Annotated in this window: 13 protein-coding genes; 8 read left to right on the top strand and 5 right to left on the bottom strand. The window is 65.8% G+C overall.

The window, feature by feature from the left end; all coding sequences use genetic code 11:
• Positions 1 to 82 precede the first annotated feature (82 nt).
• Positions 83 to 484: a DUF1236 domain-containing protein gene (locus C8J36_RS18315; protein WP_132536813.1), complete on the top strand. Its 402-nt coding sequence runs from the start codon at positions 83 to 85 to the stop codon at positions 482 to 484.
• 75 nt (positions 485 to 559) lie between these two features.
• Here the strand turns inward: C8J36_RS18315 and C8J36_RS18310 are convergent, their stop codons facing one another.
• Positions 560 to 1,447 (bottom strand): LysR family transcriptional regulator, encoded by an 888-nt coding sequence (locus C8J36_RS18310; RefSeq protein ID WP_062597139.1) that lies wholly within the window; start codon positions 1,445 to 1,447, stop codon positions 560 to 562.
• Positions 1,448 to 1,556: 109 nt separating this feature from the next.
• Between C8J36_RS18310 and C8J36_RS18305 the strand changes: the two genes are divergently transcribed.
• From C8J36_RS18305 to C8J36_RS18295, 3 genes are all read left to right on the top strand, one after another.
• Positions 1,557 to 2,819, top strand: a complete 1,263-nt coding sequence (locus C8J36_RS18305) for an MFS transporter (protein ID WP_165915105.1) — start codon at positions 1,557 to 1,559, stop codon at positions 2,817 to 2,819.
• 26 nt (positions 2,820 to 2,845) lie between these two features.
• Positions 2,846 to 3,967, top strand: coding sequence for an alpha/beta hydrolase (locus C8J36_RS18300; RefSeq protein ID WP_207897562.1), 1,122 nt, complete (start codon positions 2,846 to 2,848; stop codon positions 3,965 to 3,967).
• 88 nt (positions 3,968 to 4,055) lie between these two features.
• Positions 4,056 to 4,475: a cyclophilin-like fold protein gene (locus tag C8J36_RS18295; RefSeq protein WP_245506617.1), complete on the top strand. Its 420-nt coding sequence runs from the start codon at positions 4,056 to 4,058 to the stop codon at positions 4,473 to 4,475.
• Between the two features lie 76 nt (positions 4,476 to 4,551).
• On the opposite strand, the gene C8J36_RS18290 is transcribed toward C8J36_RS18295, so the two are convergent.
• On the bottom strand, positions 4,552 to 6,510 hold the full coding sequence (locus C8J36_RS18290; protein ID WP_132536812.1) for a methyl-accepting chemotaxis protein: 1,959 nt from the start codon (positions 6,508 to 6,510) through the stop codon (positions 4,552 to 4,554).
• Between the two features lie 531 nt (positions 6,511 to 7,041).
• Between C8J36_RS18290 and C8J36_RS18285 the strand changes: the two genes are divergently transcribed.
• The 4 genes from C8J36_RS18285 to C8J36_RS18270 all read left to right on the top strand — a co-directional run bounded on the left by C8J36_RS18285 (position 7,042) and on the right by C8J36_RS18270 (position 11,291).
• Entirely contained in the window at positions 7,042 to 8,157 is a 1,116-nt protein-coding gene (locus C8J36_RS18285) for a branched-chain amino acid ABC transporter substrate-binding protein (RefSeq protein ID WP_132536811.1), read from the top strand.
• Between the two features lie 339 nt (positions 8,158 to 8,496).
• Complete coding sequence (locus C8J36_RS18280) at positions 8,497 to 10,455, top strand: methyl-accepting chemotaxis protein (RefSeq protein ID WP_132536810.1); 1,959 nt, start codon at positions 8,497 to 8,499, stop codon at positions 10,453 to 10,455.
• A complete protein-coding gene (locus C8J36_RS18275) occupies positions 10,455 to 10,922 on the top strand; it encodes a chemotaxis protein CheW (protein WP_162242471.1) in 468 nt (155 codons plus the stop codon). Before C8J36_RS18280 ends, C8J36_RS18275 begins: the two co-directional genes overlap by 1 nt.
• A gap of 123 nt (positions 10,923 to 11,045) precedes the next feature.
• Positions 11,046 to 11,291 carry a DUF982 domain-containing protein gene (locus tag C8J36_RS18270; RefSeq protein WP_062597144.1) on the top strand — a complete coding sequence of 82 codons (246 nt, stop codon included), beginning with the start codon at positions 11,046 to 11,048 and terminating at the stop codon, positions 11,289 to 11,291.
• A 30-nt stretch (positions 11,292 to 11,321) separates the two neighbouring features.
• Here C8J36_RS18270 and C8J36_RS18265 read toward each other — a convergent pair whose 3' ends face one another.
• From C8J36_RS18265 to C8J36_RS18255, 3 genes are all read right to left on the bottom strand, one after another.
• Positions 11,322 to 11,939, bottom strand: a complete 618-nt coding sequence (locus tag C8J36_RS18265) for a hypothetical protein (RefSeq protein WP_132536809.1) — start codon at positions 11,937 to 11,939, stop codon at positions 11,322 to 11,324.
• Positions 11,940 to 12,079: 140 nt separating this feature from the next.
• Positions 12,080 to 12,856 (bottom strand): molybdopterin-binding protein, encoded by a 777-nt coding sequence (locus tag C8J36_RS18260; RefSeq protein WP_062597146.1) that lies wholly within the window; start codon positions 12,854 to 12,856, stop codon positions 12,080 to 12,082.
• Positions 12,853 to 13,728, bottom strand: coding sequence for a cytochrome b/b6 domain-containing protein (locus C8J36_RS18255; RefSeq protein WP_132536808.1), 876 nt, complete (start codon positions 13,726 to 13,728; stop codon positions 12,853 to 12,855). Before C8J36_RS18255 ends, C8J36_RS18260 begins: the two co-directional genes overlap by 4 nt.
• Between the last annotated feature and the right edge of the window lie 124 nt (positions 13,729 to 13,852).

Below are 13,852 nucleotides of genomic sequence, written 5' to 3'. Positions count from 1 at the left end.
GGCCGGGCAAAGCCTTTCCGTCCCGAACCACACGACAAGAACAAGACCAACGCACTTTGAAACATCACAAGGACCAGACCCCATGAAAACCGCTCTTCTCATTCCTTTCGCCGTCCTGTCGCTCGGCTTCAGCACCGCTGCCTATGCGGACGGCAACGGCACGGTCACCGGCCTGGCCGGCGGTGCGGCAACGGGTGCCGTCGTCGGCGGTCCGGTCGGCGCTGTCGTCGGTGGCGCCGTCGGTGCCATCGCCGGTGCCGCGATCGACCCGCCGCCGGAACGCGTCATCACCTATGTCCGCCAGCAGCCCATGCCGACGCAGCGCGTCGTCGTCGAGGAGCCGATCGTGGTCGGCAAGCGCGTGCCGCAGACCGTCGTCCTCACCCCCATCCCGGAAGACCCTGCCTACTCCTACGCCATCGTCGACCAGCAGCGCCTGATCGTCGATCCGCAGACGGGCCAGGTCGTCCAGATCGTTCAGTAATAATTGACGTACCGATTACCGAAGGGGCTCCTCGCACGAGGGGCCCTTTCTTCGTGTGCGTGTTTCCTGCGGCTCTCAAGCCTTCAGCGCATCCACCACGATCTTGAAGGCCGGCGAGTTCTGGCGGCGGCTGGGGTAGTAGAGATAGTAGCCGGGAAACAGCGGGCACCAGTCGTCCAGAAGCTGGACGAGGCGGCCGGCGGCGATCTCGGCCGTGACGAGGCCTTCCGGCACATAGGCGATGCCGTAGCCGGCGACCGCCGCATCGATCATGGCGAAGGAGGTGCTGAAGGTCAGCTGTCCGTCGACCCGGACCCGAACCTCGCGGCCGTCCTTCTCGAACTCCCAGGCATAGAGACCGCCGGCCCGGGCCTGCCGGTGGTTGATGCAGACATGGCCGACCAGCTCCTGCGGCGTCTTCGGCGCCTCGCGCGTGGCGAGATAGGCGGGCGATGCGACGGCCACCAGCCGCCAGTCCGGGCCGATGCGCACCGCGATCATGTCCTTGTCGACGCTTTCCCCGAGCCGGACCCCGGCATCGAACTTCTCCTCGACGATGTTGCGGAAGCCGTTGTCGCTGTTCAGCTCCACCTTGATATCGGGATACTGGAGCAGGAGCGGGCGCAGCTTCGGCCAGACGGTGCTCTCCTGCGCATGGTCCGACAGCGTGATCCGCACCGAGCCGACCGGCTTGTCGCGGATCTCCATCAACTGGTCGATCTCGGTCTCCAGCTCCTCGATGCGCGGCGCGAGCGAGCGGATCAGCCGCTCGCCGGCGTCCGTCGGAACAACGCTGCGGGTCGTGCGGGTGAGCAGCCGCAGGCCCATCCGGGCCTCCAGCTTCTTGATCGTGTGGCTGATGGTCGATTGCGACGTGCCGAGCTTTGCCGCCGCCTTGGTAAAGCTGCGCTCCTCGGCAACGGCGAGAAACCAGAGCATGTCGTTCAGATCTTCGCGCTTCATGGCCGCCCGTTCCCGCCGCTCTGCCGTCTTAATTGATGTCCATCATCGATAAGTCCATGCGGATTGCAACGGCTAATTCCGGAACTGCATTCGGTTTATCTTGTCCCGCATGACAGACCATGCCCTCACACACGATCTTGCGCCACACGAACGCGGCCCAAAGGAAGCGTCCCCAAGCGCGAACACCACTGTCCCCAAGGCTGCCGCCTGGAGCGCCGTCATTTCCATGGCGCTCTGCGTCGCGGTCCTCATCGCCTCCGAGTTCATGCCGGTCAGCCTGCTCTCGCCGATCGCGACCGAACTCGGCGTGAGCGAAGGCCGGGCGGGACAGGCGATCTCGATCTCCGGCATCTTCGCGGTGCTGACCAGCCTCTTCGTGGCCGGCCTCACCCGCAGGATCGACCGGCGGCTGGTGCTCGCCGCCTTCTCGCTGCTGCTGGTGATCTCGGGCACGATCGTCACGTTCTCGCCGAACTATCTCGTCCTGATGATCGGGCGCGCGCTGCTCGGCATCGCGATCGGCGGGTTCTGGTCGATGTCGACCGCGATCGTCATGCGGCTCGTGCCGGAAGAGTCCGTGCCCAAGGGCCTGGCGATGCTGAACGCCGGCAATGCCATCGCCGCGACGATTTCCGCGCCGCTCGGCAGCCTGCTCGGAAACTATATCGGCTGGCGTGGCGCCTTCTTCGCCGTGGTGCCTCTGGCGCTGGTGGCGCTGGTCTGGCAGTGGATCAGCCTGCCGCCGCTGCCGCCGCGTCGCGCGGAAACGGGCACGGGTGCAGCCGCATCCGACAGGCGTTCGGCGAACGTGTTCCGGCTTCTGCTGCGCCGTCCGGTCGCGCTCGGCATGGCCTCCATCCTCCTGCTGTTCACGGGCCAGTTCGCACTCTTCACCTATCTCCGCCCCTTTCTGGAGACGGTGACGGCGGTGTCGATCGAGACGCTCTCGCTTCTCCTGCTGCTCATGGGCCTTGCCGGGGTCGTCGGCACCACTCTCGTCAGCAACCTGCTCGGAACCCGCCTGTTTCCCGTGCTGATCGCCATCCCGCTGGTCATGGCCGCCATCGCGCTCGGGCTGATCGCCTTCGGATCCTCCGTCACCGCCACCGCGGCCCTGCTCGTCGGCTGGGGACTGTTCGGCACGGCGGCGCCCGTCGGCTGGGGCACCTGGCTCAGCCGCACCATGCCCGAGGATGCCGAGGCCGGCGGCGGCCTGCAGGTGGCGACCATCCAGCTGGCCATCACGCTCGGCGCCTCCACCGGCGGCATGCTGTTCGATGCCGCGGGGTGGTGGACGACCTTCCTGTTTGCCGCCGTGCTCCTGTCCGGCTCCTCCCTTCTCGCCGCGGCGGCCTGGCATTCCCGCCGATAACCCTCACCCATCAAGGACCCATCGACATGACGAAAGACATCCTCTCCGACGACACGCAAACGCGCGCCGAGATGCAGGCGACGGGCATCGACCGTCGCAACCTGCTCAAGATGACGGGTGCCGGCATCGCCGCGCTCGGTTCGATCTCGCTTTTCGACAGCACCACCGCAAAGGCTCAGGACATGTCCAACGGCGCTTCCAATTTCTACACCAGCGATCGGGTGACCCTGCAGAAGGTCGCCTTCAAGACCCAGGACCGGACGACGGTTGCCGGCAACCTGTTCGTGCCGAAAGATCTGGACCGGGCGGCGAAACATCCGGCGATCATCGTCGGCCACCCCATGGGGGCGGTCAAGGAACAGAGCGCCAATCTCTATGCCACCAAGATGGCCGAGCAGGGCTTCGTCGCGATGTCGATCGACCTGCCCTTCTGGGGCGAGAGCGAGGGGCAGCCGCGCAATCTCGTCTCTCCGGAAGCCTATGCCGAAGCCTTCAGCGCCGGCGTCGATTTCCTCGGCACGCAGGCTTTCGTCGATCGCGGCAACATCGGCGCGATCGGCGTCTGCGGCAGCGGCAGCTTCGTCATCAGCGCCGCCAAGATCGATCCGCGCATCAAGGCGGTCGCCACCCTCAGCATGTACGACATGGGCGCCGCCTTCCGTGATGCGCTGAACAAATCCCAGACGGTCGAGCAGCGCAAGGCCTTCATCGCCACGGCCGCCGAGCAGCGCTGGGCGGAGGCGGATGGCGCGGACCCGCACTATATCGGCGGCACGACGCTTGCCCTGACGGCAGAAACCGACCCGATCCAGCGCGAATTCTACGACTTCTACCGCACGCCGCGCGGCGAATTCACCCCGGTCGGCGTCACCAGGGAGACGACGACCAAGCCGAGCCTCAGCAGCAGCACCAGGTTCATGAACTTCTACCCGTTCAACGATATCGAAACGATCTCGCCGCGCCCGATGCTGTTCATCTCGGGCGACCAGGCGCATTCGAAGGAATTCAGCCAGGACGCCTACGATCGTGCCTCGGAGCCGAAGGAACTCGTCTGGATCAAGGGTGCCGGCCATGTCGATCTCTACGACCGCGTGGACCTGATCCCGTTCGAAAAGCTCAAGGGCTTCTTCGACCGGCATCTGGCCTGATCCGCAACCAAAAGGCGGCAGGCGGCGATCCGGCGCCGCCGCCGCCATATCGATCTCCGGACGATCTGACAGACAAGGAAGACCGGACATGACTTGGTTCGCCGCGCCTGCCTATGCCGCCATTCTGCTGACGCTTTCGATGGGAGGACCCGCCATGGCCGAGAGCCGCATCCTGATCACCTCCGACTGGGGCAAGGTCACCGCCGAGCTCGCCGACAATGCCGCCGCACATGCGCTTCTCGCGATGCTGCCGCTGACGATCGAGATGGACGACCATCTGCGCCAGGAAAAGACCGGCACCCTGCCGCGCGCTTTGCCCGCGGCGCCGCGCCAGCGCGCCTTTGCCGCCGGCTCGCTCGGCCTCTGGAGCTCCGGCGATTTCGTCATCTATTACCGCGACGGCCAGGTTCCGCCGCCGGGCATCGTGCGTCTCGGCCAGGTCACCGGCGACGTCTCGATCTTCGACCGTCCCGGCAAGGTCACGGTGACGGTGGAAGCCGCGCGTTAGGTCTTCCAGAAACGACGAAGGAGGGCAGCTTTCGTCGCCCTCCTTCCTGCGTTCGAAGGTCTAGCGAGATCCGGGCCTAGAATTCTTCCCAGCTTTCCGCTGCCGCGCCGCCGCCAGGGCCGACAGCGCCGGCCACCTTCGCCATCATCCGGCGGGCCGGCGAGGCGACCGGGCTGTGCTCGGCCCTTGCCGCCTGTGGCTTGCGAACCGGTGCCGCGGCGCGCGCACCCGAACCAGACCCCGAATTGCCGAGGCGGAAGTCCGAGATGATCTCGCGCAGGCGGTTGACCTCGCCGGCAAGCGTGGCGCTGGCCGCGGTGGATTCCTCCACCATCGCCGCGTTCTGCTGGGTCACCTGGTCCATCTGGTTGACCGCCGTGTTGACTTCGGCAAGTCCGACGGACTGCTCCCGGGCCGAGGTGGCGATGGCGTCGAGCTGGGTGTTGATCGTCACCACCTGCGCTTCGATGACCTTCAGCGCCTCGCCCGTTTCCTGCACCAGCTTCACGCCCGTGCTGACTTCGGTCGACGAGTTGCGGATCAGGTCCTTGATCTCCTTGGCCGCCTGGGCGGAGCGCTGGGCAAGCTCGCGAACCTCCTGCGCCACCACCGCAAAGCCCTTGCCGGCCTCCCCGGCGCGGGCGGCTTCCACGCCGGCGTTCAGCGCCAGAAGGTTGGTCTGGAAGGCGATCTCGTCGATCACGCCGATGATGGACGAGATCTGGCTGGAGGATTCCTCGATGCGCTGCATCGCGGTCACGGCGCTGGCGACGACCTCGCCGGAATGGCGGGCCGAGCGGTTGGCCTCGATGGCGACGTTGCGGGCCTCTTCGGTGCGCTTGGAGGAATGCGAGACGTTGACCGTGATCTGGTCGAGCGCCGCTGCGGTCTCCTCGAGCGAGGCGGCCTGCTGTTCGGTGCGCTTGGAGAGATCGTCGGCGCTCTGGCTGATCTCGCGGGCGCCGCTGTCGATCGAGCCGGTCGCGTCGGCCACCGAGCGCAAGCTTTCGGAAAGCTGCGAAACGGCGGCATTGAAGTCGGAGCGAAGGCTTTCGAAGTCGGCGGCAAAGGGCTGCGTCAGGCGGAATGTCAGGTCGCCGCTCGAAAGGTTTTTCAGCCCGTCGGCAAGACCGGATGTCGCCTGCGCCATCGCCTCGGCCCGCAGACGGTCGCTTTCGGCGATCCGCGCCGCCTCGATCTCGCCTGCACTGCGGGAGGCCGCGGCGTCCTGTTCCAGCTGGCGGGCACGCAGGCCGTTGTCCTTGAACACCTGCACGGCCTTGGCCATGCCGCCGATCTCGTCGCGGCGGTCGATGCCGGCGACCTCTGCGTCGAGCTTGCCTTCAGCCAGCGTTTCCATCGTCTGCGAGAGACCCTTGATCGGGCGGACCAGCCAGGCCCGGATGGCAAGGTACCCCGCCAGCATGACGACCAGCAGACCGCCGACGACCATGCCGACCGTCTTCAGAATGGTCGTTGCGGCCGTTGCCGACAGCGCGTCGCTGACCTTTGCCGCGCCGTCGGAAATCTCGCTCGCCAGCGCGCTGAGACGGGGGGTCATGGCGGAGAAGGCCGGCTGGCACTCGGCGAGGTATTTCGCCTGCGAGGCGCTGATCTCCGCGTCGGACGTTGCTGCACGGGCCGCAGCGATCGCCGGGGCGCAGGTGGTCTCGATGACGGCCACGCTGGCGGCTTTCAACGTCGCGATCTCCGTCTTCTCCGGCAGCGCGGTTGCAGCGTTGTCGATGAAGGTGACGAAGGCGGCCTTGTTGGTGTCCAGCTCCTTGGCAGCGGCATCGTTGGCCTGCCTGGTCCGGGCAATCAGCAAGTCGCCGATCGATGCCCGGATCGCCTGCAGGCTGCGATTGGAGCGGGCAATGCTGAGGGCGGCTGACTGCTCGCCGGAGATGAGCCCGGAATAATCCGTGTTGATCGCCGATATCTGGCGTGCCGAGTAGAGTGTCGTCGCCAACGAGAACAGGCCGAAACCGGCCATGATCAGCAGGAATTTTCCGATAATCGAAATGTGTTTCACGTCTGTTTCCTCCCGGAGCGAAATGTCCATTGAAGGCTGACCGCTAGCAAATCATATGCCGGGGCGACCCCTGTCGCGTCGTTCGGTCAAAGGCGAACCAAAGCACGCGCCACGAAGCACGGACCAGACGCGTCATCTCGCCGAGGCCGTAGAAAATGCTTTACCAGTACATGCTTAATTATTTCTGAAACATATGCTTTACCAAAGAGCGGCATCGTCTCCGGCATCGCTGGTGCAAGTCTCCGGTCCAAATCGATCTGCCGCGCAGGGACGTGCCGGTCCGGCTTCCGGTCACGATGCTGTGAGATGTCGGTCCCGATCAGCGCGCCTTTCCGGTCATCGTCTTGCGCGACAGAGCGAATGTTTTTAGAAATCTGACGCTTAACGCTGCGAGCCAAACATGGCCGCAGCGCGGGCCGGGGGCCATGCCCTCGTGTCCCTCCAGGTCGAATGCGCGGCATTCGAGCGAGGGCAAGGCTCGGTGCATCATCACCCCGCGGACTGGGAGGCCCGCGTTCCAAGGAGACGGACATGAGTTTCAAGACAATCACCGCGGCGCTGGCCGCCACGCTCGCCTTTTCGCCACTCGCGGCACCCGCCGCTTTCGCCGATATCACCGTCGGCCTCGTCGCCCCGCTCACCGGACCGGTCGCGGCCATCGGCGCGCAGATCAAGAACGGCGCGGAAACCGCCGTCGAGGAGATCAACAAGAAGGGCGGCGTCAACGGCGAAAAGCTCGTGCTGAAGATCGCCGACGACGCCGGCGAGCCGAAGCAGGGCGTTTCCGCCGCCAACCAGCTGATCGCCGATAACATCCGCTTCGTCGTCGGCCCGGTCACCTCGGGCGTCTCGATCCCCGCCTCCGTCGCCTTTGCGGAGAACGGCACGCTGATGGTGACCCCGACCGCGACATCGCCGGAACTGACCGCACGCGGCCTGACCACCGTCTTCCGCACCTGCGGCCGCGACGACCAGCAGGCCGATGTGGCGGCAAAATACGTCGTCGCCAACTTCAAGGACAAGAAGATCGCGATCCTCAACGACAAGGGCCAGTACGGAAAGGGCCTTGCCGACGCGTTCAAGGCCTCGCTCAACGCGGCCGGCGTCACGGAGATCTTCAACGACGCGCTGACCGCCGGCGACAAGGATTTCAGCGCGCTCGTCACGCGCATGAAGGCGGACGGCGTGGAGGTTCTCTATTTCGGCGGCTACCATCCGGAAGCCGGGCTGCTGGTGCGCCAGATGAAGGATGCCGGCCTCTCCGTGCAGCTGATCGCCGGCGACGGTCTGTCGAACAGCGAATTCATCGCCACCGGCGGCGATGACGCCAACGGCACGATCTACACCAATGCGGCCGACGCGCTGAAGAGCGCCGACAGCAAGGCCGCCGCCGATGCGCTCACGGCGAAGAAGATCCCGGTCGAGGCCTTCACCCTCAACGCCTATGCCGCGGTCGAGGTCATCGCCGCGGGCATCGCCAAGGCCGGCAGCACCGACGATGCGGAAGCGGTGTCGCAGGCGCTGAAGGATGGCACCCCGATCAAGACCGCGATCGGCGACCTGACCTATGGCGAGACCGGCGACCTCACCTCGCAGAGCTTCTCGGTCTACAAATGGGAAGCCGGCAAGACCGTCGCCGTGGAATAATCCACCGCGACATCCGGCTGGACAGGACGAGCAGCGGGCGCCTCACGGGTGCCCGTTTGCGTTGGTGCGCTTTTCGCGGGCTACAGCCCCCGCGCGAAACCCCAGCGCGAAACCCTAGGGCGAAACCCAAGCGCACGGGCAGAAATGGACCCGCTACACACGTGGGGGTTCTTCTCGATCCGCGTTTACATCTTCTTATCGTATTTCAGGTATCACGCATGTTATCGGCGATCAGACGGGTCCGTCCCCTCGCGGCTCTGACGTCGTGCCCACTACGGTTGATCTATCGTCTGCCCCCGACCCCGTCGTCAGCACAAGATAAACGAATAGCGAGCTGCCATGTCCTCCTTCAACAACCTCCGTATCCTCACGAAGATTGCCGCGACCCTCTCCCTTCTGATCCTCATCGCCATCGGCGTCAGCTATTCCAGCTATGCCTCGCTCACCAAGCTCGAGCAGACGGCCGCCATGACGGATCACACCTACAAGGTCATCAATGCTCTGAACGGCATCACCGCCGGAATGGTCGACCAGGAAACCGGCCTGCGGGGCTACCTGGTCTCGGCCAACGAAGCCTTCCTGGCGCCCCAGAAGGGCGGCCTCGAGGCCTATGCCAAACATCTGAAAGCCGTTCGCACCCTCACCTTGGACAATCCGGCGCAGCAGAAGCGCCTCGACACGCTCGAAACCTTCGTCGCCACCTGGCACGAGAAGATCGCGACGCCCGAGCTCGCTCTGATGGCGAACCCGGCGACGCGGGATCAGGCCCGTGCGATCGCGGCGAGCGGCGCCGGCAAGGCCTCGATGGACGGCATCCGCGCCACCGTGGCCGAGATGGTCGATGTCGAATCGAGCCTTCTGGGCGAGCGTGCCGCAGCGGCCGAGGCCGCAGCCTCTTCCGGTCGCTTCAACAATATCGCGGGCGGCGCCGGCATGCTGCTGGTCTCGCTTCTCGCCCTCATCGTCCTCAACGTCGCGCTCGTTCGCCCCGTGCGCGGCATGAACGACGCCATGCGCGAACTGGCCGCGGGACGCACCGACATCGCCATCCCCGGTGCCGGACGCGCCGATGAGATCGGCGAAATGTCCGGTGCCGTCGAGGTCTTCCGCCAGGCGGCCATCGTCAACGCGCAGCTGGAGCGGGATGCGGAAGCCGCCCGCCGGCAGGCCGAGGCCGACCGCGTCCGGCTGACGTCCGAGGCGGAAGCCGCCGCCCAGCGACGCCTGAACGAGGCGACATCGGGTCTTGCCAGCGGCCTGCGGCGGCTCGCCTCCGGCGACCTGACGTTCCAGCTCGAAGAACCCTTCTCGCCGGACTTCGAAGCGCTGCGCCACGATCTCAACAATGCGGTCAGCCAGCTCGGCGAAACCCTGCGCTCGGTCGCGCAGGCCGCCGGTTCGATCGACGGCGGCAGCCAGGAGATCAGCCGCGGTGCGGACGATCTCTCCAAGCGCACGGAACAGCAGGCGGCCTCTCTCGAGGAAACCGCCGCCGCGCTCGACCAGATCACGGCCAACGTCTCGAACTCGTCCAAGCGTGCCGAGGAAGCCCGGGCCGTCGCGGTGCAGGCCAATGCCAGCGCCAGCCAGTCCGGCCAGGTGGTCGCCCAGGCGGTCGATGCGATGGGCAAGATCGAGGCGTCTTCGAACGAGGTGTCGAACATCATCGGCGTCATCGACGAAATCGCCTTCCAGACCAACCTTCTCGCGCTGAATGCCGGCGTCGAGGCGGCACGGGCAGGCGAAGCCGGCAAGGGCTTTGCGGTGGTCGCCCAGGAGGTGCGCGAACTGGCGCAACGCTCGGCAAAGGCCGCCAAGGAAATCAAGGAGCTCATCCGCAACTCCTCGGTCGAGGTCAGGAACGGCGTGCAGCTGGTCAGCGAGACGGGCAAGGCCCTGCAGACCATCGAGGGCTACATCGTCACCATCAACACCCATATGGACTCGATCGCCACCTCGGCGCGCGAACAGTCGGTCGGTCTCAGCGAGGTCAATATCGCCGTCAACCAGATGGACCAGGTGACCCAGCAGAACGCCGCCATGGTCGAGGAAACCAGCGCTGCCGGCATGACGCTCGCCACCGAGAGCAGCACGCTCCGCCAGCTCATCGGCCAGTTCGCCCTGGGTGACGGCGGTTCGCCGGTCCAGGCGCTGCGCCAGACCGCTGCCAGCATGAAGGCCGCGAACGCGCCGCAGCGCGCCCCGGCTCCCGCACAATCCCGTCCGCGCAAAGTCGCGGGCGCAATGGCCGGCACCGCCAGCACGGCCGCCGCGAACGAAGGATGGAAGGAATTCTGATGCGTGACACGACCACCAACGGCATGCTCGAAATCATCGCGTTCCGGCTTCACGAGCAGGAATTCTGCGTCCGCACGGTGACCATCCGCGAAATTCGCGGCTGGGCACCGGCAACCCCCATCCCGCAGGCACCGCCGGAAGTTCTCGGCGTCATGAACCTGCGCGGCACGGTCATTCCGGTGATCAACCTCGCGCTCAAGCTCGGCATGCGGGGTGCCGAGCCGACCGAGCGCAGCGCCATCGTCGTCACCGAGGTGCACGGCATGGCCATGGGGCTGCTGGTCGATCAGGTCTCAGACATTCTGATGATCCCGGCCGATCTTCTCCAGCCGGTTCCCGATGTCACCACCTCGGCCGCGACCGCCTATTCCGACGGCATCATCGTCCAGCCGACCGGCATGATCTGCTTCCTCAATCTGGAACGCATGTTCAACCGGAGCGAGACCGAACTGATGGCGGCGGCGTGAGAGAAGCCGGCCTCCCGGCCGATGGAGCCCTTGTTTTCACGCAGCTCCGGATGCAAAAGCGCGTCGCACTGTCGCGGGATTTGCTCTAGACAGCGGGTTTTACCCGCATCTGGAGACGATCGCTTGAGCAATGACTGGAACAAGGGCGTGTCGCTCGCGCTGGAAGGACCCGGCACGTTCACCACCATCACCAACAATCAGCAGGCCTCCTGGGCCCTGATCGAAGACTGGCCTCTGGAAGACGGCCCGGCGCTCGACGCCGCGCTTCTGACGCTCGAGGCCGCGATGAAGGGCAAGAAGTCGGCGGAAGCCGCCCGGCTGTCCTTCATCGCCGCCGCGCACGAGGCGGGGATCGAGATCAGGGACTAGACCGGGCGGCCGCTTGACGTCGCTTTCGCCTTACATCGGCGGCTGGACGCCATTGGTGCCGACCACGACGCGGCTGCTGGAGATCGTGCCGTCGGCGGCTTTCTCGGACGGGACGAACACGGTCGCACCGCTCTTCAGGTCCGCCTCGACGGCCGGCGCGAAGGTGACGACCGGCGTGCCCGCGGGAATCGAGATCTTCTTTTCCTTGCCCTTGTAGGTCACGGTCACCGTCTGGCCGTCCACCGCCTTGACGGCATTGGCGACGGTGGCGTTGGTCATGGAGCTGTTGGGCTTCAGATCCCAGGCATAGCTCCCCTCGCCCGTGCCCTTCATGGCCGCGGGGAAGATCAGCACTTCGAGCGCGCCGTCGCCGCCCTCCGCCGTCGGCAGCGAGGCGATGCCGACGAAATCGCCGGTCTTGATGTCGTCGATCGAGGCCTTGGCGACGCTGGAAACCTTCCAGCCGTCCTTCAGCAGGATCGTCGCGGCGGTCCCCTCGCGGGTCTTGACCGACAGCGTGTTTCCCTCAAGGCTTTCCACGGTGCCGCGCACGCGGATCTGGTCGGCCGCCTGGACGGTCGTGCCGAGCAGGGCCGCCAGGGCAATACCGGCGAGCGCTGCGGTGCTGATGTTCGAGACGTAGGTCATGTGTCATTCCTTATTCATCCCCTGTCGTCAGGTCCGGCGCATGCGGGGGGTTATCCACCGGTTCCGCTGGGCGTCTCTCCGGGAGAAATGACAATCCATCTCCCGAAAAAACGAACGAAAACAAATTCATCGAGGGCCCGTCAGATCCCGGCATACCATTCGTAGCCGCGATCCTCCCAGAAGCCGCCATTGCCGCCATAGAACGTCTTCAGATCGGCGACGGCCTCGATGCGCATGAGATATTTCGCCTGCTTGTAGCCGAGCTGCCGCTCGACCCTCAGCCGCAGCGGCGCGCCGTGCGGCACCTCGAGATCGCGGCCGTTCATGGCATAGGCAAGGATGGTCTGGGGGTGGAAGGCATCGACGAGGTCGATGCTCTCGTAATACCAGCCGCTGCCGTCGAGCGTCTTTTCGTATTCGTCGGCACAATGGAACACGATGTAGCGCGCCTCCTTCTTCAGGCCCGCGGCCTTCAGCACCGCGCCGAGCGGCACGCCGGTCCACTGGCCGATGGCGCTCCAGCCCTCGACGCAATCGTGCCGCGTGATCTGCGTGCGCGCCGGCATCGCCTTCAGGGCGGCAAGCGACAGGCTTGCCGGATGCTCGACCAGCCCGCCGATCTTCAGCTGCCATTGTGCAAATCCGCCGGCGAGCAGCGCCTGGTACTCGGCACCGTCCGGCATGGTGCTGCCATTGGCGCGGAAGGTCGGCGAGAGATCTTCGGCGCGAAACTCGCGGGCGAGTGCCGTATCGCCGATGAGAAAGCGCTGCGTTCCCATGGTCAGGCGCTCGGCCATGCGGATGACGGACTGGACGTTGCCATCCTCCGCCAGCCCGTCGCAGCCGGTCAGGCCGAGGGCCGAGGCGGTGAGCGTCGAGCCGATCAGGAACCGGCGGCGGGTCAAAAGGCTGGTCATGGCGCGATCTCCGATGCCGTTGACGCGGATGCCGGCGATGGATCCGTGCGGATCGCGTAACGACCGGTGATCATCGAGCGCATGTTGTTGACGACGCCGGAGGCGAGCACCATCGCGATATGGACGAGCACGAAGGCGACGAGCGAAGTGGCGAAGAGGAAATGCAGCGTGCGGGCCGACTGCCGGCCGCCGAAAAGATCGAGCAGCCAGGGCGCAAAGGCGTTGAAGCCCGGCGACATGGTCAGGCCGGTCAGGATCATGCCGGGAAGCATCAGGAAGATGACGGCGAGATAGGTGAGCTTCTGAAGCGCATTGTAATGCCGCGCCTTTTCGCCCTTGGGAAACCGCAGCCGGGCATGATCGGCGATCTCGTGCCCGAGATGGGAGGGCGCCAGCTCGGCTCTGGTCGGCAGGAGGTCGCGCCGGAAATGACGCGAGACCAGGCCGTAGGCGAGATAGACCAGACCGTTGAGAACGAAGGCCCAGGCAAAGAAGAAGTGCCAGCGCCGGCCGGTGGCGAGATCCTGATAGCTCGGGAGCGTGATCCAGGCCGGAAAGCCGCGCACGGTCGGCTCGCCATCGACAGTGGACACGCCGAGCACGCCCGTGGTGTCGAGCGAGAGGCTGCCGATGCGCGTCACGCCCTTCAGCGCGCCGTCATCGTCGACGGCCTGCAGGGAGAGCACGGCCGGATCGTCGTCGGCACCGTACTGGCCCCAATAGAGCGAGGGATGCGCATTGAAGATCTGCAATCCGCTGAAGAGCAGCACCGTCATGGCGAGCACGTTCAGCCAGTGCGACAGGCGCACGGTCAGGCTGTGACGGCGGATCAGCGTCCGCTGGCCGGATGGGGTGGAAGATGAGCCGAACATGACGTTCCCTCCGAGGTCGGCGAAATCGGGACGATCTCCGGGCCTGCCTTGCGGATGTGAAGGCGGGCCGGAACCGTCGTTCCCCGGCTCGTGATATCGTGTACGAAGCGGGGAACGACGAGGA

Origin of the sequence: Rhizobium sp. PP-F2F-G48, from assembly GCF_004342335.1 — a bacterium.
Classification (GTDB): Bacteria; Pseudomonadota; Alphaproteobacteria; order Rhizobiales; family Rhizobiaceae; genus Ferranicluibacter.
The sequence above is the reverse complement of the archived record's forward strand: the minus strand, read 5'-3'. Positions and strand labels throughout refer to the sequence as shown.

Excerpts from the sequence above, each read along its gene's own strand:
- C8J36_RS18315 (WP_132536813.1), top strand. The coding sequence starts at position 83 with ATGAAAACCGCTCTTCTCATTCCTTTCGCCGTCCTGTCGCTCGGCTTC.
- C8J36_RS18310 (WP_062597139.1), bottom strand. The coding sequence starts at position 1,447 with ATGAAGCGCGAAGATCTGAACGACATGCTCTGGTTTCTCGCCGTTGCC.
- C8J36_RS18305 (WP_165915105.1), top strand. The coding sequence starts at position 1,557 with ATGACAGACCATGCCCTCACACACGATCTTGCGCCACACGAACGCGGC.
- C8J36_RS18300 (WP_207897562.1), top strand. The coding sequence starts at position 2,846 with ATGACGAAAGACATCCTCTCCGACGACACGCAAACGCGCGCCGAGATG.
- C8J36_RS18295 (WP_245506617.1), top strand. The coding sequence starts at position 4,056 with ATGACTTGGTTCGCCGCGCCTGCCTATGCCGCCATTCTGCTGACGCTT.
- C8J36_RS18285 (WP_132536811.1), top strand. The coding sequence starts at position 7,042 with ATGAGTTTCAAGACAATCACCGCGGCGCTGGCCGCCACGCTCGCCTTT.
- C8J36_RS18280 (WP_132536810.1), top strand. The coding sequence starts at position 8,497 with ATGTCCTCCTTCAACAACCTCCGTATCCTCACGAAGATTGCCGCGACC.
- C8J36_RS18275 (WP_162242471.1), top strand. The coding sequence starts at position 10,455 with ATGCGTGACACGACCACCAACGGCATGCTCGAAATCATCGCGTTCCGG.
- C8J36_RS18265 (WP_132536809.1), bottom strand. The coding sequence starts at position 11,939 with ATGACCTACGTCTCGAACATCAGCACCGCAGCGCTCGCCGGTATTGCC.
- C8J36_RS18260 (WP_062597146.1), bottom strand. The coding sequence starts at position 12,856 with ATGACCAGCCTTTTGACCCGCCGCCGGTTCCTGATCGGCTCGACGCTC.
- C8J36_RS18255 (WP_132536808.1), bottom strand. The coding sequence starts at position 13,728 with ATGTTCGGCTCATCTTCCACCCCATCCGGCCAGCGGACGCTGATCCGC.